The organism is Polaromonas sp., assembly GCF_035638815.1.
GTDB lineage: Bacteria > Pseudomonadota > Gammaproteobacteria > Burkholderiales > Burkholderiaceae_C > Polaromonas.
In genome coordinates this window covers 51,288-63,595 of the sequence record NZ_DASQZG010000026.1, presented here as the reverse complement: position 1 = coordinate 63,595, position 12,308 = coordinate 51,288, and the positions used below count along the sequence as shown (strand labels likewise).

General features: G+C 59.2%; 14 protein-coding genes. 2 read left to right on the top strand and 12 right to left on the bottom strand.

Going from position 1 to position 12,308, the window contains the following annotated elements; translation table 11 throughout:
- From VE934_RS15900 to VE934_RS15890, 3 genes are all read right to left on the bottom strand, one after another.
- Entirely contained in the window at nt 1–723 is a 723-nt protein-coding gene (locus tag VE934_RS15900) for an ABC transporter permease (RefSeq protein ID WP_324889252.1), read from the bottom strand.
- A complete protein-coding gene (locus VE934_RS15895; protein WP_324889250.1) occupies nt 724–1,413 on the bottom strand; it encodes an ABC transporter permease in 690 nt (229 codons plus the stop codon). It lies immediately after the preceding gene.
- A 63-nt stretch (nt 1,414–1,476) separates the two neighbouring features.
- A complete protein-coding gene (locus tag VE934_RS15890; protein ID WP_324889248.1) occupies nt 1,477–2,253 on the bottom strand; it encodes a transporter substrate-binding domain-containing protein in 777 nt (258 codons plus the stop codon).
- A gap of 162 nt (nt 2,254–2,415) precedes the next feature.
- Here VE934_RS15890 and VE934_RS15885 point away from each other — a divergent pair, with 162 nt between their 5' ends.
- Entirely contained in the window at nt 2,416–3,363 is a 948-nt protein-coding gene (locus VE934_RS15885) for a MurR/RpiR family transcriptional regulator (protein WP_324889246.1), read from the top strand.
- A gap of 45 nt (nt 3,364–3,408) precedes the next feature.
- On the opposite strand, the gene lptE is transcribed toward VE934_RS15885, so the two are convergent.
- From lptE to VE934_RS15855, 6 genes are all read right to left on the bottom strand, one after another.
- A complete protein-coding gene (lptE, locus tag VE934_RS15880; protein ID WP_324889244.1) occupies nt 3,409–3,906 on the bottom strand; it encodes an LPS assembly lipoprotein LptE in 498 nt (165 codons plus the stop codon).
- Nucleotides 3,907–3,916: 10 nt separating this feature from the next.
- The gene (gene leuS / locus VE934_RS15875; protein ID WP_324889242.1) at nt 3,917–6,649 is read right to left on the bottom strand and encodes a leucine--tRNA ligase; all 2,733 of its coding nucleotides are present in this window, start codon (nt 6,647–6,649) and stop codon (nt 3,917–3,919) included.
- Nucleotides 6,650–6,740: 91 nt separating this feature from the next.
- Nucleotides 6,741–7,211, bottom strand: a complete 471-nt coding sequence (locus tag VE934_RS15870; protein ID WP_324889240.1) for a biopolymer transporter ExbD — start codon at nt 7,209–7,211, stop codon at nt 6,741–6,743.
- Complete coding sequence (locus VE934_RS15865; RefSeq protein ID WP_324889238.1) at nt 7,208–7,963, bottom strand: MotA/TolQ/ExbB proton channel family protein; 756 nt, start codon at nt 7,961–7,963, stop codon at nt 7,208–7,210. Before VE934_RS15865 ends, VE934_RS15870 begins: the two co-directional genes overlap by 4 nt.
- Before the next feature lie 7 nt (nt 7,964–7,970).
- Complete coding sequence (dapB, locus tag VE934_RS15860; protein ID WP_324889236.1) at nt 7,971–8,792, bottom strand: 4-hydroxy-tetrahydrodipicolinate reductase; 822 nt, start codon at nt 8,790–8,792, stop codon at nt 7,971–7,973.
- Nucleotides 8,789–9,364 carry an outer membrane protein assembly factor BamE gene (locus tag VE934_RS15855; protein WP_414693865.1) on the bottom strand — a complete coding sequence of 192 codons (576 nt, stop codon included), beginning with the start codon at nt 9,362–9,364 and terminating at the stop codon, nt 8,789–8,791. Before VE934_RS15855 ends, dapB begins: the two co-directional genes overlap by 4 nt.
- A 139-nt stretch (nt 9,365–9,503) precedes the next feature.
- On the opposite strand from VE934_RS15855, the gene fur reads away from it, so the two are divergent.
- Nucleotides 9,504–9,956: a ferric iron uptake transcriptional regulator gene (fur, locus tag VE934_RS15850; protein ID WP_324889234.1), complete on the top strand. Its 453-nt coding sequence runs from the start codon at nt 9,504–9,506 to the stop codon at nt 9,954–9,956.
- Nucleotides 9,957–10,202: 246 nt separating this feature from the next.
- On the opposite strand, the gene hprK is transcribed toward fur, so the two are convergent.
- The 3 genes from hprK to hpf all read right to left on the bottom strand — a co-directional run bounded on the left by hprK (nt 10,203) and on the right by hpf (nt 12,141).
- Entirely contained in the window at nt 10,203–11,153 is a 951-nt protein-coding gene (hprK, locus tag VE934_RS15845; protein WP_324889232.1) for an HPr(Ser) kinase/phosphatase, read from the bottom strand.
- A gap of 39 nt (nt 11,154–11,192) precedes the next feature.
- Nucleotides 11,193–11,666 (bottom strand): PTS sugar transporter subunit IIA, encoded by a 474-nt coding sequence (locus VE934_RS15840; protein WP_324889230.1) that lies wholly within the window; start codon nt 11,664–11,666, stop codon nt 11,193–11,195.
- 142 nt (nt 11,667–11,808) lie between these two features.
- Nucleotides 11,809–12,141 (bottom strand): ribosome hibernation-promoting factor, HPF/YfiA family, encoded by a 333-nt coding sequence (gene hpf, locus VE934_RS15835; protein ID WP_324889228.1) that lies wholly within the window; start codon nt 12,139–12,141, stop codon nt 11,809–11,811.
- Between the last annotated feature and the right edge of the window lie 167 nt (nt 12,142–12,308).

Sequence of the window (12,308 nt, the reverse complement as noted above, 5' to 3'; positions counted from 1 at the left end):
TCAGGCTTTGATCAGGTGTGCGTCGGGCGCGGTTGCTCTTTGCGTCTGCAAATGCCTGAGAAAGCGCTTTTCCAGCAACTTGAAAATCCCGACAAGCACAAAGGTGAGGACGAAGTAAATGATGGCAGCGACGCCAAATGTCTCTGTCACAAGCAGGTGGTTTGCATAGACGTCCCGCGCCACGCGGGTGATGTCCACCAGCGTGACCGTGCTGGCAATGGCCGTTGCATGCATCAGGCCGACAACCTCGTTGCTGTACTGCGGCAACGATCGGCGTAGCGCGCTTGGCAACAACACCCGGCTGTACAGTTTGAATGGTCTCATGCCATAGCTGCGAGCCGCTTCAATTTCCCCTACTGACGTGGCCCTGAGAGCGCCAGCGAAAATTTCGGTGGTGTAGGCGGTGGAGTTCAGGGTAAAGGCAAGCCAGGCGCAGAACCATGCGTTTTTGAGCAAGACCCAAGCTGCGCTCTCGCGAATGAACTCGAACTGCGCCAACCCGTGATAGATCAGGAAGAGCTGAACCAGCAAGGGCGTGCCACGAAGCACGTAGGTGAAAAACCAGACGGGCTTTGACAACCAAAGCCGTGGCGACACGCGGGCAACAGCCAGTGGGACGGCCAATACGAAGGAGCTTGCCAGGCTGATGGCGAGCAGCACCAGGGTTGTGCGTATGCCCTCTACGTAGAGCGGCAGACTGTCTGCAATGATTTTCCAGTCCATTTAGAACTGCACTTTCTTCAGCCCCAGGCTGTAACGGGCTTCCAGGCGCGACAGGAGAATGATCGACACGGTCGTCAGCGTGAGATAGATCAGCGCGATGGCGAGGTAAAAGGTAAAAGGAGCACGAGTGGTCGCCGACGCCAGCCCAGCGCGGTGCACCATGTCATCCAGGCCGATGATGGACACAAGTGCTGACGCCTTGATCATGATCAACCAGTTGTTGGAGAACCCCGGAATCGCATGCCGCACCATTTGTGGCAAAACGATTCGCCACATCACCTTAAGGGGCGACATCGCAAACGAAAGCGCTGCCTCGGACTGCCCTTTGGGCACGGCAAGAATGGCGCCACGAAATGTCTCGGTCAGATAGGCGCCAAAGATAAAGCCGATGGTGAGGACGCCAGCCAGGAAAGGCGGGATATCGATATAGTCCCAGCCCTGCGATTCAGCCAGCTTGTTGATGCCAATCTGTCCGCCGTAAAAGATCAGCAGCATCAGCACCAGCTCTGGCATGCCGCGAATGAGCGTGGTGTAGATCTCAGCCGTCCAGCGCAATGCGCGTGACTGGGAGAGCTTGGCAGCAGCGCCAGCAATGCCAAAAACGCAGGCGATCGCAAGGGATACCGCCGACACCCGAAGGGTCAGGGACAGACCCTCAAGAATTGCCGGCAGGTATCCGTAAAGCAACATAAATCCCCGCTGTAATGTGAGTCGTCAGATGCAAACAGCTCGCCGGTTGCCCGGCGATGCTGATTACTCGCCGCGGATGTTGACGTCGAAGTACTTGTCGTTGATGGTTTTGTAAACGCCGTTGGCAGTGATCTGCTTGAGTCCGGCATTGACTTTGGTCTTCAGCGACTCTTCTCCCTTGCGCATGGCAATGCCCACGCCGCCACCGTCCTTGGCGCCACCCAGGCTGATGGGTGCGCCCACCTTGCTGTAAGTTTTGCCTTCAGGCGACTTGAGGAAGGCCGCCGTCGCTGCGAGCGACGAGCCAAAACCGATATCACCACGACCTGCTGCCAGCTCCATGGTTACTTCCGCCTCTTTCGCCACCTGGAGGATCTCGCTGTCCTTGTAGTTGGCCAGCACGTAAGCGGCGCGCGGCGTATTTCGCGTGACGATGATTTTCTTGCCCTTCAAGGTCGTTGGATTAACTTCGGGGAAAGTACCCGTCTTTGCAACCCATGCGGAAGGAATGTCGTAATAGGAGTTGCTGAAATCTGCGGCTTTTTTGCGCTCTTCAGTGATGGACATGGACGCCACGATCATGTCGAATTTTTTGGCGTTCAGTGCGGGCATCATGCCATCCCACTCTTGAGCTACAAGGGTGCATTCGGCCTTGATTTCGGCGCAGATGGCGTTGGCGATATCGATGTCAAAACCGGAAAACTTTCCGTCCGTCCCCATCTGGGAAAACGGCGGGTAGTTGGCTTCGACACCGATGCGGATCTTGCCCCAGTTTGGCGCCTGGGCGAAAGCGGCGGTGCTCAGGAGGAGCAGCGCAGTAGCGGTAAGTTTGCGAATCATAAAAATCCCCATGTGCAGCGCCTGAACTGGCCACAATCGAACATTGTTCTTGTGGTCACCATCAAGCTGGTTAAAAAGAAGTTGCTTCACCGGTCAGCTGCTTTTTTACTGCGGTACGCTGGCCGATGCGAGTTTGTATCATAATTTTCATATTTGTAAAACATGAAAAAACCCTTCCAAGTGAAAACCCCTAGTCCCGTTCGTCCCGCCGCGCCGCCCGAACTGGCTTTTGCGCAGTCCCCCCTGGGCGCAAGGCTGAGAACGGTGTTGTCAGACCCCCTCGCCACCCCGGGAAACCGCGCCACTGCAGACTTTTTGCTGCGCAATCCGGTGCGGGCCACCGCTTGGGGCATTGAAGAACTGGCGGCCAACGCCCACACCTCTACAGCCACCCTCAGCCGTTTTGCGCGCACCCTGGGGATGAGCGGCTTTTCTGCGCTGCGCGCCGAGATGGCTGAGGTGTTGCAGGGTGTCCTGCAGCCCGTGGAAAAGTTGCGCGGCGTGGTCGCCCGCGAGGACGGCACCTTGTCCGTGGTATCCGAAAGTCTTGCGCTCACCCTTGGAAACGCGCGCACCACGGCCGAAGGTCTGGACCCCGAGCGCCTGGCGGAGCTGGCGCGCCGGCTCGCCAAGGCCTCCACTGTTTACATCATGGGCTTTGGGCTGAGCTCGCATCTGGCCGCCATGCTGGCGCTGGACTTGCAGCCTTTCTGTCCGCAGCTTGTCAACGTGGTGGAGTTTGGCGGCACAGAAGTCGCGGCCGGTCGGCTGATGAATATCGGCAAGACCGATGTGCTGATCGCAATTTCGTTTCCCAGATATGCAGACGATGCCATCCGCCTGACACAGTACGCAAGAGACCGCGGGGCTTACACGCTGGCCATCACGGATTCCATGGCATCACCTCTGGCCGCTGTCGCAGACGAGGGTCTGTTTGCGAATTCAACACACCCGGTCTTGTCCAGCAGTTCTGTCTCTGCTTTGCTGGTCATAGAAGCGCTGGTTACCAGCTTGATGATCAGCAATGGTGACCATGTGCAGCAGGCAGCCCGATTGACCGAGGCCATATCAGCCTATATGTTCAGCCCCGAGAAGGGTCGCAAAAGGTAGTCCTGCTGGTGATCCGGCGTTCTCAGTGCCACCCGGACAGAAAGACTAAAGCTCTTTGACTGCAGCAAGCCGCCGCATGACCTGTTGCACGATATCGGTCTGCATGTCGCGGTACAGCAGTTGCTCTTCCGCCTCTTTGGCCAGGACCGCCGACTCGTTGAAACTGATGTCGCGTTGCAGCAGAATTTCCGCAGGCGGGATCAAAACCTTTCCCCTCAGCGTGCGCAGTCGGAACCGGAAACGGGTCCGTAATTGGAATTCCCGCACCTGACCCGAAGCATTCACACCCACCACGGTTTTTTCACGCTGGTCGTTCAGCACCTCGAGGATGACGTCAGCCTCTTCTATCTGGCGTGCATCGCGGATCAAGCGCACGCCGCTGGCCTCAAGATTGCGGTTGAGCTCGGTCCCCAGGGTAGAGCCCTCGGCAATCCCTGTATAAATGCTTTTGAACGCCAGCTTGGGCGCCTGACGCAGTGCAAAGCCACAGGCACTGAGGCCGAGGGTCGCCAAAGAAGCCAATACGAAAACACGACGTTGCATGGTTGCTTCCTCAGACGACGATGTTGACCAGACGACCGGGCACAACAATGACTTTTTTCGGTGGCGCGCCTGCTGCTTGCTTGATGAAAGCTTCGGAGGCAAGGGCGGCCGCTTCGATGGCAGTCTTGTCAGCTCCGGCAGGGACAGTGACTGACCCGCGCAGCTTGCCGTTGATCTGCAGCATCAGTTCGATTTCATCCTGCACCAGCGCGCCCGCGTCGACCTCGGGCCAGGGGGCGTCGAGCAGATCACCGTGGTCTTTGGCAAAACCCAGGTCTGTCCACAAAGCGTGTGTGAGGTGGGGCGCCGCCGGGTAAAGGCAACGCAGCAGGATGCCCATGCCTTCGTGCAGTGCAAATGCTGAGCCCCCTGATGCCGAGTGACGCGAAGGGCCGCCCCGAGCAAGCTCAGCCCCCTCGGGGGGCAGCGCAGTACGCGAAGCGGCAAGCGTGGGGGCGCCATCTACTTTGAAGTCTTCCAGAGCATTCAACAACTTCATGGCGCCAGACACCACCGTGTTGTATTGCATGCGCTGGTAGTCGTAGTCAATCTGCTTGAGCACCGTATGAACTTCGCGGCGCAGCGCTTGTGATTCTTTATCAAATACGGCTTCTGCCCTTGTTTTTCGGGCGCCTTCAGCTCCTAAATTCATAGCATTCAGTTTCACCCCGAAATTCCAGACGCGGCGCAGGAAGCGGTACGAACCTTCAACCCCCGCATCATTCCACTCCAGCGTGGCCTCGGGCGGTGAAGTGAACATGGTGTACAGCCGCGCGGTGTCTGCGCCGTATTTCTCGATCAGGTCTTGTGGATCGACGCCATTGTTCTTGCTCTTGCTCATGGTGCCCACGCCTTCGTAGGTCACCGCCGAGCCGTCCTTGCGCAACCTGGCGCCCGTGACTTTGCCATGCTCGTCATACAGGTCTTCCACATCGGCGGGCCAGAAGTACTCGACACCACCCTTGGCACCCTTGCGGGAGTAGATGTGGTTGAGCACCATGCCCTGCGTCAGCAGTTTGGTAAAGGGCTCGTCAATCTTCACAAGGTCCAGGTCGCGCATGACCTTGGTCCAGAAGCGCGCATACAGCAAGTGCAGGATGGCGTGCTCGATACCGCCAATGTACTGGTCCATCGGCATCCAGTAGTCCGCGCCCTCCGCGACCATCTTCTCGGCGTTCTTCGGATCGCAGTAGCGCATGAAATACCAGGACGAATCCACAAAAGTGTCCATGGTGTCGGTCTCGCGCCGGGCCGCTTTGCCGCAGACGGGGCACACCACGCCGGCGTGAAAGCCTTCGTGCTTGTGCAACGGGTTGCCAGAGCCATCGGGCACGCAGTCCTGCGGCAAGACGACGGGCAGGTCTTTCTCGGGCACGGGCACTGCGCCGTGCGCTTCGCAATGGATGATGGGGATAGGCGTGCCCCAGTAGCGCTGGCGACTCACGCCCCAGTCACGCAGGCGCCAGGTGGTTCTCTTCTCGCCCAGGCCTTTGGCGGCCAGGTCCGCCGCGACCGCGTCCACAGCAGCCTTGAAACCAAGCCCATCGTATTTGCCGGAGTTGACAGCCACGCCCTGCTGCTTGTCGCCATACCAGTCGTCCCAAGCCGCTGTGCTGTAGGTCTTACCTGCAACATCCGTGACCTGTTTGATGGGCAGACTGTACTTTTTGGCGAACTCGAAGTCACGCTCGTCGTGCGCTGGCACACCCATGACCGCGCCATCGCCGTAACTGATGAGCACGTAGTTGCCGACCCAGACTTCGATCTGCTCGCCGGTGAGCGGGTGCACGACCGACAGGCCGGTACGCAAGCCCCGCTTCTCCTGGGTCGCAAGTTCGGCTTCGGTCGTGCCGCCGGACTTGCATTCTTCAATGAAGGCGGCGAGTTGGGGGTTCGTCGTGGCCGCATGAAGCGCCAGCGGATGCTCGGGCGCCACAGCGCAAAAGGTCACGCCCATGATGGTGTCTGCGCGCGTGGTGAAAACGTACATCCGCCCGTCACCGATCAGCGCGCCAGACGAGTCCTTGATGTCATGGGTGAAGGCAAAGCGCACGCCTTCGCTTTTGCCAATCCAGTTTTCCTGCATCAGCTTGACGCGCTCGGGCCAACCCGGCAGCTTGGTGCTGACGCTGTCGAGCAACTCCTCGGCGTGGTCGGTGATCTTCAGGTAGTAGCCCGGAATCTCGCGCTTTTCAACCACTGCGCCGGTACGCCAGCCCTTGCCGTCGATGACCTGCTCGTTGGCCAGCACGGTCTGGTCCACCGGGTCCCAGTTCACCACCTGGGTCTTGCGGTAGGCAATGCCTTTGTCCAGCATCTTCAAAAAGAGCCACTGGTTCCACTTGTAATAGCTCGGGTCGCAGGTGGCGACTTCACGGCTCCAGTCGATGGCCAGCCCCATCGCCTGCATCTGCTTTTTCATGTAGGCGATGTTGTCGTAGGTCCACTTGGTCGGCGGTACACCGTTTTTCATCGCGGCGTTTTCGGCAGGCAGGCCAAAGGCGTCCCACCCCATGGGCATGAGCACGTTGTAGCCCTTCATGCGCAGGTAGCGGGCGAGCATGTCGTTGATGGTGTAGTTGCGCACGTGGCCCATGTGCAGCTTGCCGCTGGGGTAGGGCAGCATGGAGCAGGCGTAGAACTTTTTCCGGGAGCGGTCTTCGGTAACGCGGTAAGCGTCAGCGGCTACCCATTGGTTCTGCGCGTCGCGCTCAACATCGATGTGGTTGTATCTGTCTTGCATGGCGCGCGAAGTAAAAAAGAGAGAGTAAGCAGTAAATGCTGCCGAATTCAGGGATTTTAGGCGCTGGGCGGTGCCAGCGGGCCCGGTCAGGCTACGGGCGCGTTGCGGGAACTGCGGCGGGCGCAGACAAAGCTGCAGAGTCCGTTAGCGGCGGTGCGCTAGCGATAAAACCAATACGGTTCAGTCCCGCCTTTTGCGCAACGCCCATCACTTCGACAATCTTGCCGTAGGGCACACCCTCGTCGGCGCGCAGTTGCACCTCGGTATCTGGGTTTTGACCTGCGCTCTGTTTGAGGTTTTCGGCGAGTCGGGGTAGCGAGACCGCCTGCTCATTCAGATAAAGTTGCCCCGCCTTGTCGACTGCAACAGTTAAAAATGCGGCGGCTTCGCCCGGTTTGGCCGCATCGCTTCTGGGCAGATCGAGCTTGATCGAACTGGCCAGCAGCGGCGCGGTGATGATGAAAATCACGACCAGCACCAGCATCACATCCACCAGCGGGGTGACATTGATCTCGCTCATGGGTTGCGCGCCTTGAGCACGCTCGAGACGGCCAAAATTCACGGAGCCCCCACGCTTGTCGCTTCGCGAGCCTCCGGCGGTGCGCTGCCCCTTTCACTCGAAAGAGGGACTAATTTTCCCAGGGGCGGCCCGTCGGAAAATTCGCGACTCGCCTCGCCCGACACATTCAACAGTTCGCGGAGATCGTAAGCGAAGCCTTCAAGGTCGGCTTCAATGCGGTTGATGCTGCGCCCAAAAATGTTGTAAGCCAGCACGGCAGGGATAGCCACCGCCAGGCCAGCGGCGGTCATGATCAAGGCCTCACCAACCGGACCGGAGACCTTGTCAATGGTGATGAGGCCCGCTGCGGCAATGCCGATGAGTGCGTGGTAAATCCCCCAGACAGTGCCAAGCAGCCCGACAAAAGGCGCGATAGAGCCCACGGTGGCCAGCAGCACCTGGCCAAACTGCAGCTTGTGCAGAACGCCATGCAACGCATCGCGCAAAACACGGGTCAGTTGCTGGGACCGCTGTCCGCTTGAAGCCAACGTGCCGGATTCACGGATGTGAGTGGCCACAATCAGCGGCAACACCAGCGCTTCGCGGTCAAACGATGTGACCCGCTGCTGCGCCTCGGTCAGGTTTGGAGACTGCCAGAACGCCGCGGTGCTGCGAGCCACGTCGCCAACTGCACGCTTGAGCACCCAGGCCTTCCAGAAGATGACCACCCAGCTGGCCACGGACATGACCAGCAGCAAGCCAGCCACCAATGCTGTAACGGCATCGCCCTGGGTGATCAGCGCGAGGACATTCATAGGACGCTCAGTTCAAACCGAGCACATCAAACATGTCGAACAGGCCATTCGATTGCCCCGCCAGAAAACGCGCGGCCCGCAAGCTGCCCTGCGCGTAGGTGACGCGGCTGGACGACTTGTGGCTGATTTCGATACGTTCGCCAATGCCGGCAAACAGCACCGTGTGGTCGCCCACGATGTCGCCACCCCGAATGGTTGCAAAACCGATGGACGAGGGGTCGCGTTCGCCTGTTACGCCCTCGCGGGCATAAACCGCGCAATCCTTTAGATCGCGGCCAAGGGCTGCTGCAATGACCTCACCCATCTTGAGCGCAGTGCCCGACGGTGCATCAACCTTGTGGCGATGGTGGGCCTCCACAATTTCGATGTCGTAGCCGGTGTTCAGGGCTTTGGCTGCCATTTCAAGCAGCTTGAGGGTGACATTGACGCCGACACTCATGTTGGGAGCCATCATGATGGCAATGTCTTTGGCTGCAGCGGCAATCTCGGTTTTTTGCGCGTCTGAAAATCCGGTGGTGCCAATGACCAGTTTGACCCCGAGCTCACGGCAAGCCGCCAGGTGCGCCATCGTGCCTTCGGGCCGGGTGAAGTCAATCAGAACCTGCGCACCGGACAAGCCCGCGCGAACGTCTGATGTGATGTTGATGCCAGTGGTCTGACCCAGATAGGCTGCCGCGTCAGCGCCCAGTGCAGGGCTTGCAGCGATGTCAAGGGCGCCTGCGAGCTGACAGTCGTCGCTGGCGCGAATGGCTTCTATCAGCATGTGGCCCATGCGCCCACTGGCGCCTGCCACCGCAATCCGGTGACGGTGCTGGGCTGCGCCGCTCACCGTGCCGGGCTTTCCAGCGGTGGATAAGTTACTGCGGCCGGTGTGCTGGCGGGCGCCGGGGCGGGAGCGGCAACAACCGGCGCTTTTTTTTCGGCGGCCTTGAGCTGCTCTTCGGTCATCTCAAGCACAGGCACTTTGCCCAGCTTGCGTTTGGAGTCCAGCCCGGCGACAAAATCCGTTTCGCTGGGCATGTCGTCGCCTTCAAAGCGCTCAAGAACGTCGCCCTTGAAAAATACGGTGAGTTTGAGGGCCTGGGGCTCCGTGCCCTGGCGCTTCAGGGTGAAAACATAATCCCAGCGATCGGCGTGGAACACGCTTGTCAGCAGGGGCGTTCCCAGTACATCCCGCACCGCGGCCCTGGGCATGCCAGGTTTGAGCAGCTCGACCTGCTGCTTGGATACAAAGTTGCCCTGAACGACTTCAATTTTGTAGGGAGTGATCCAGTTGACGGGATTGATCCTGCTTTCGCTCAACCCGCCGGTCATGCTTTTCATGCTGCCACACGCGGTCAGGGCGACACAGGCGAGAACGGTGAAGGCAGTTCGGACGCCGTAACGATAATTTGCGGGCATGGCTGACATAGTAGAGGGGTGTAAGCGATATGATGGCCCATTGTAGCGGCAGGGTGCTGCCAGCCGCGGCCCAGGCCACCCCGCAAACAGCGGGCTTTACCTCTGCCTTGACGGGGCATTTTTTCCTCAGGATTCTTGCATGAGCAACATCGACGAACTCAAAAGCACCGGGTTGAAGGCGACCCTGCCCCGTCTGAAAATTCTTGAGATCTTCCAGGCGGGTAAGCAGCGCCACATGACGGCTGAGGACGTTTTCCGCGTGTTACTGGAAGACCGCTCGGACATCGGGCTAGCAACCGTGTATCGCGTGCTGACCCAGTTCGAGCAGGCGGGGCTGCTCAACCGCAGCAACTTTGAAGCCGGCAAAGCCGTCTACGAAATCAATGAAGGCCAGCACCACGATCACCTGGTGTGTCTGGACTGCGGAAGGGTCGAGGAGTTTTACGACGCCGACATTGAAAAACGGCAACACTCCGTAGCCAAGGCCAAGGGTTTTGCCATTGCCGACCATTCCCTGTCGATTTACGCCAATTGCACCAAGGATAAGTGCCCGCACCGGCCAAGCTCTCCACGGCACCACACTCACCTTTGAGTTAATCGGGCAGCCTGTTCCCGTTGGTTGTTGGCAAAAAACAGGGTTTGCCCTTTATTTGCGGGCGAAGATTGCTATCGATTTAGTAGCAATTTTGATGTCACGCCTGCAAACCCGCGACGCGCCATAGACAAGCGTGCGGGCTCCCAAATTCAAGCAGGGGCCTTGGAACCGGCTCCGCCGGGCCGCAGGCGCAGCAGCCCCCTCGGGGGGCAGGAAGCTACACGCAGTGAGCGACCGTGGGGGCTAGCTTCCCCGCTCCATCGCCTGGCGGTGGCGCTCAACGAACTCCTGGTAAGTGTCGATGCCGCGCAATTGCAGGATCACGTTACGCACCGCGGCTTCCACCAGCACCGCAATATTGCGGCCGGCCACCACCTGAATCACAACCTTGCGCACCGGGATGCCGAGCACGTCCTGCATCAATGGTTCATAAGGAATGCGCTCGTACTCGCGTTCCAGCGTTTCGCGCCGCACCAGATGCACGATGAGCTTGAGCCGCATCTTGCGCCGAACAGCGGTCTCGCCAAAGATGGCCTTGATGTCGAGCAAACCGATGCCGCGCACCTCCAACAGGTTTTGCAGCAGCTCGGGGCAACGCCCCTCGATCGTGGTCTGGTTGATGCGGTACAGGTCCACCGCGTCGTCGGCTACCAAGCCATGGCCGCGGGAAATCAACTCCAGCCCGAGCTCGCTTTTGCCCAGACCGGATTCACCGGTGATCATCAGGCCGACGCCCAGAATGTCCATGAACACGCCGTGCATGGAGGTTCGGTCGGCGAAATGTTTGGACAGATAGGCCCGCAACACGTCGATGACAAAGGCCGCCGACTCCTGCGTCGCAAACATGGGAATCTGGGCACGCTCGCACATGGACAACAGTGTGTCCGGAGCAACCTGTCCGTCGGCAATGATCAACACCGGCGGCTCCAGCGTGACGATGCGCGAGATCCGGCGGGCGCAGTCTTCAGGACTGCCGTCGGTTAGATAGGCGACTTCCCGCTCGCCCAGTAGCTGCACTCGGTAAGGATGGATGTAGTTGAGGTAACCCACCAGATCGGCGCCCGACCGGGCTGCGCGAACGGCCACCTCGTCAAAACGCCGCTCTGAAGCTCCCAGCCCCGCAACCCACTCCCACTTCAGGGCAGCGCGGTGGTCCTCAAACAGGACGTCGGCGCTGACGACGGTGGGCTTCATGCCAATTGAGTTGGAATAAGCTGCAGCCGGGTCATGAAATCAGGAGGCGACCGCGTGGCTGGACTGCCAGGACGCGATCAGATGGTGCAACTCTGCCGCATCGGTGCTGGCCTTGATCTGCTCGCGCAGGGCGCTGTCGCTTAGAAGCTCGGCAATTTCGGACAGGATTTCAAGGTGTTTCTGGGTGGCGGCCTCGGGCACCAGGAGAAAAATCAGCAATCCGACGGCCTGCTCGTCCGGCGCATCAAAGCCAATGGGGGCCCGCAGCTGAAACACCGCAGCCATCGGCGCCTTCAGGCCTTTGATGCGCCCGTGGGGGATGGCCACGCCGTGGCCCAGGCCGGTCGACCCCAGCCGCTCCCGCGCGAAGAGGCTGTCGGTGATCAAGGCGCGGTTCAGGCCGTGCTGGTTTTCAAACAGCAGACCGGCTTCTTCAAAAGCGCGCTTCTTGCTGGTGGCTTCTACGCTCACCAGCACTTGGGTAGGGGGCAAAATTTGCGAAAGACGGTTCATAACGCTATTTGGAGCACAAATTATGCACCCTCACCCCCTTGGAGGATCAATAAGTCACAAAAAAGCCGCCTGACGGAAGGCGGCTTGTGGCTATAGGGGGAAATAACAACCAATGGCGGGAAAAGAACCCGTGATCGGAGCTTTACATCTGCATTTTTTTGGCCGCCACGTGATGGTGGTCCTGGGTTTTGGTTTTGTAGCGCCCGACCTGACGGTCCAGCTTGTCCGCCAGTTGATCGACGGCGGCGTAAAGATCAGCGTGTGAACACTCGGCAAACAGGTCGCGGCCCTTGACGTGCACATTGCACTCCGCTCGTTGTCGTCTTTCTTTTTCCTTCATGTTATCAACCGTCAACAGGACTTTGACATCTACAACCTGATCAAAATGCCGCGTAATCCGGTCCAGCTTGCTGGTCACATAGCCCCGCAGCGCGGGGGTGACTTCAAGATGGTGGCCGCTGATCGTCAAATTCATAAAGAGACTCCTTTTCCATGACTGGATTGGGGTTTAAAAACACCGCGTGGGCGCTACTGCGTCAAGCGGTGGACGGACAACTCTCTTGGATTCACTATGCGCCCGAACTGCGCCAAAGGCAATCGTGCATTGCAGCAAAAAATGAAACGGTATGAAATTCCCCGGCT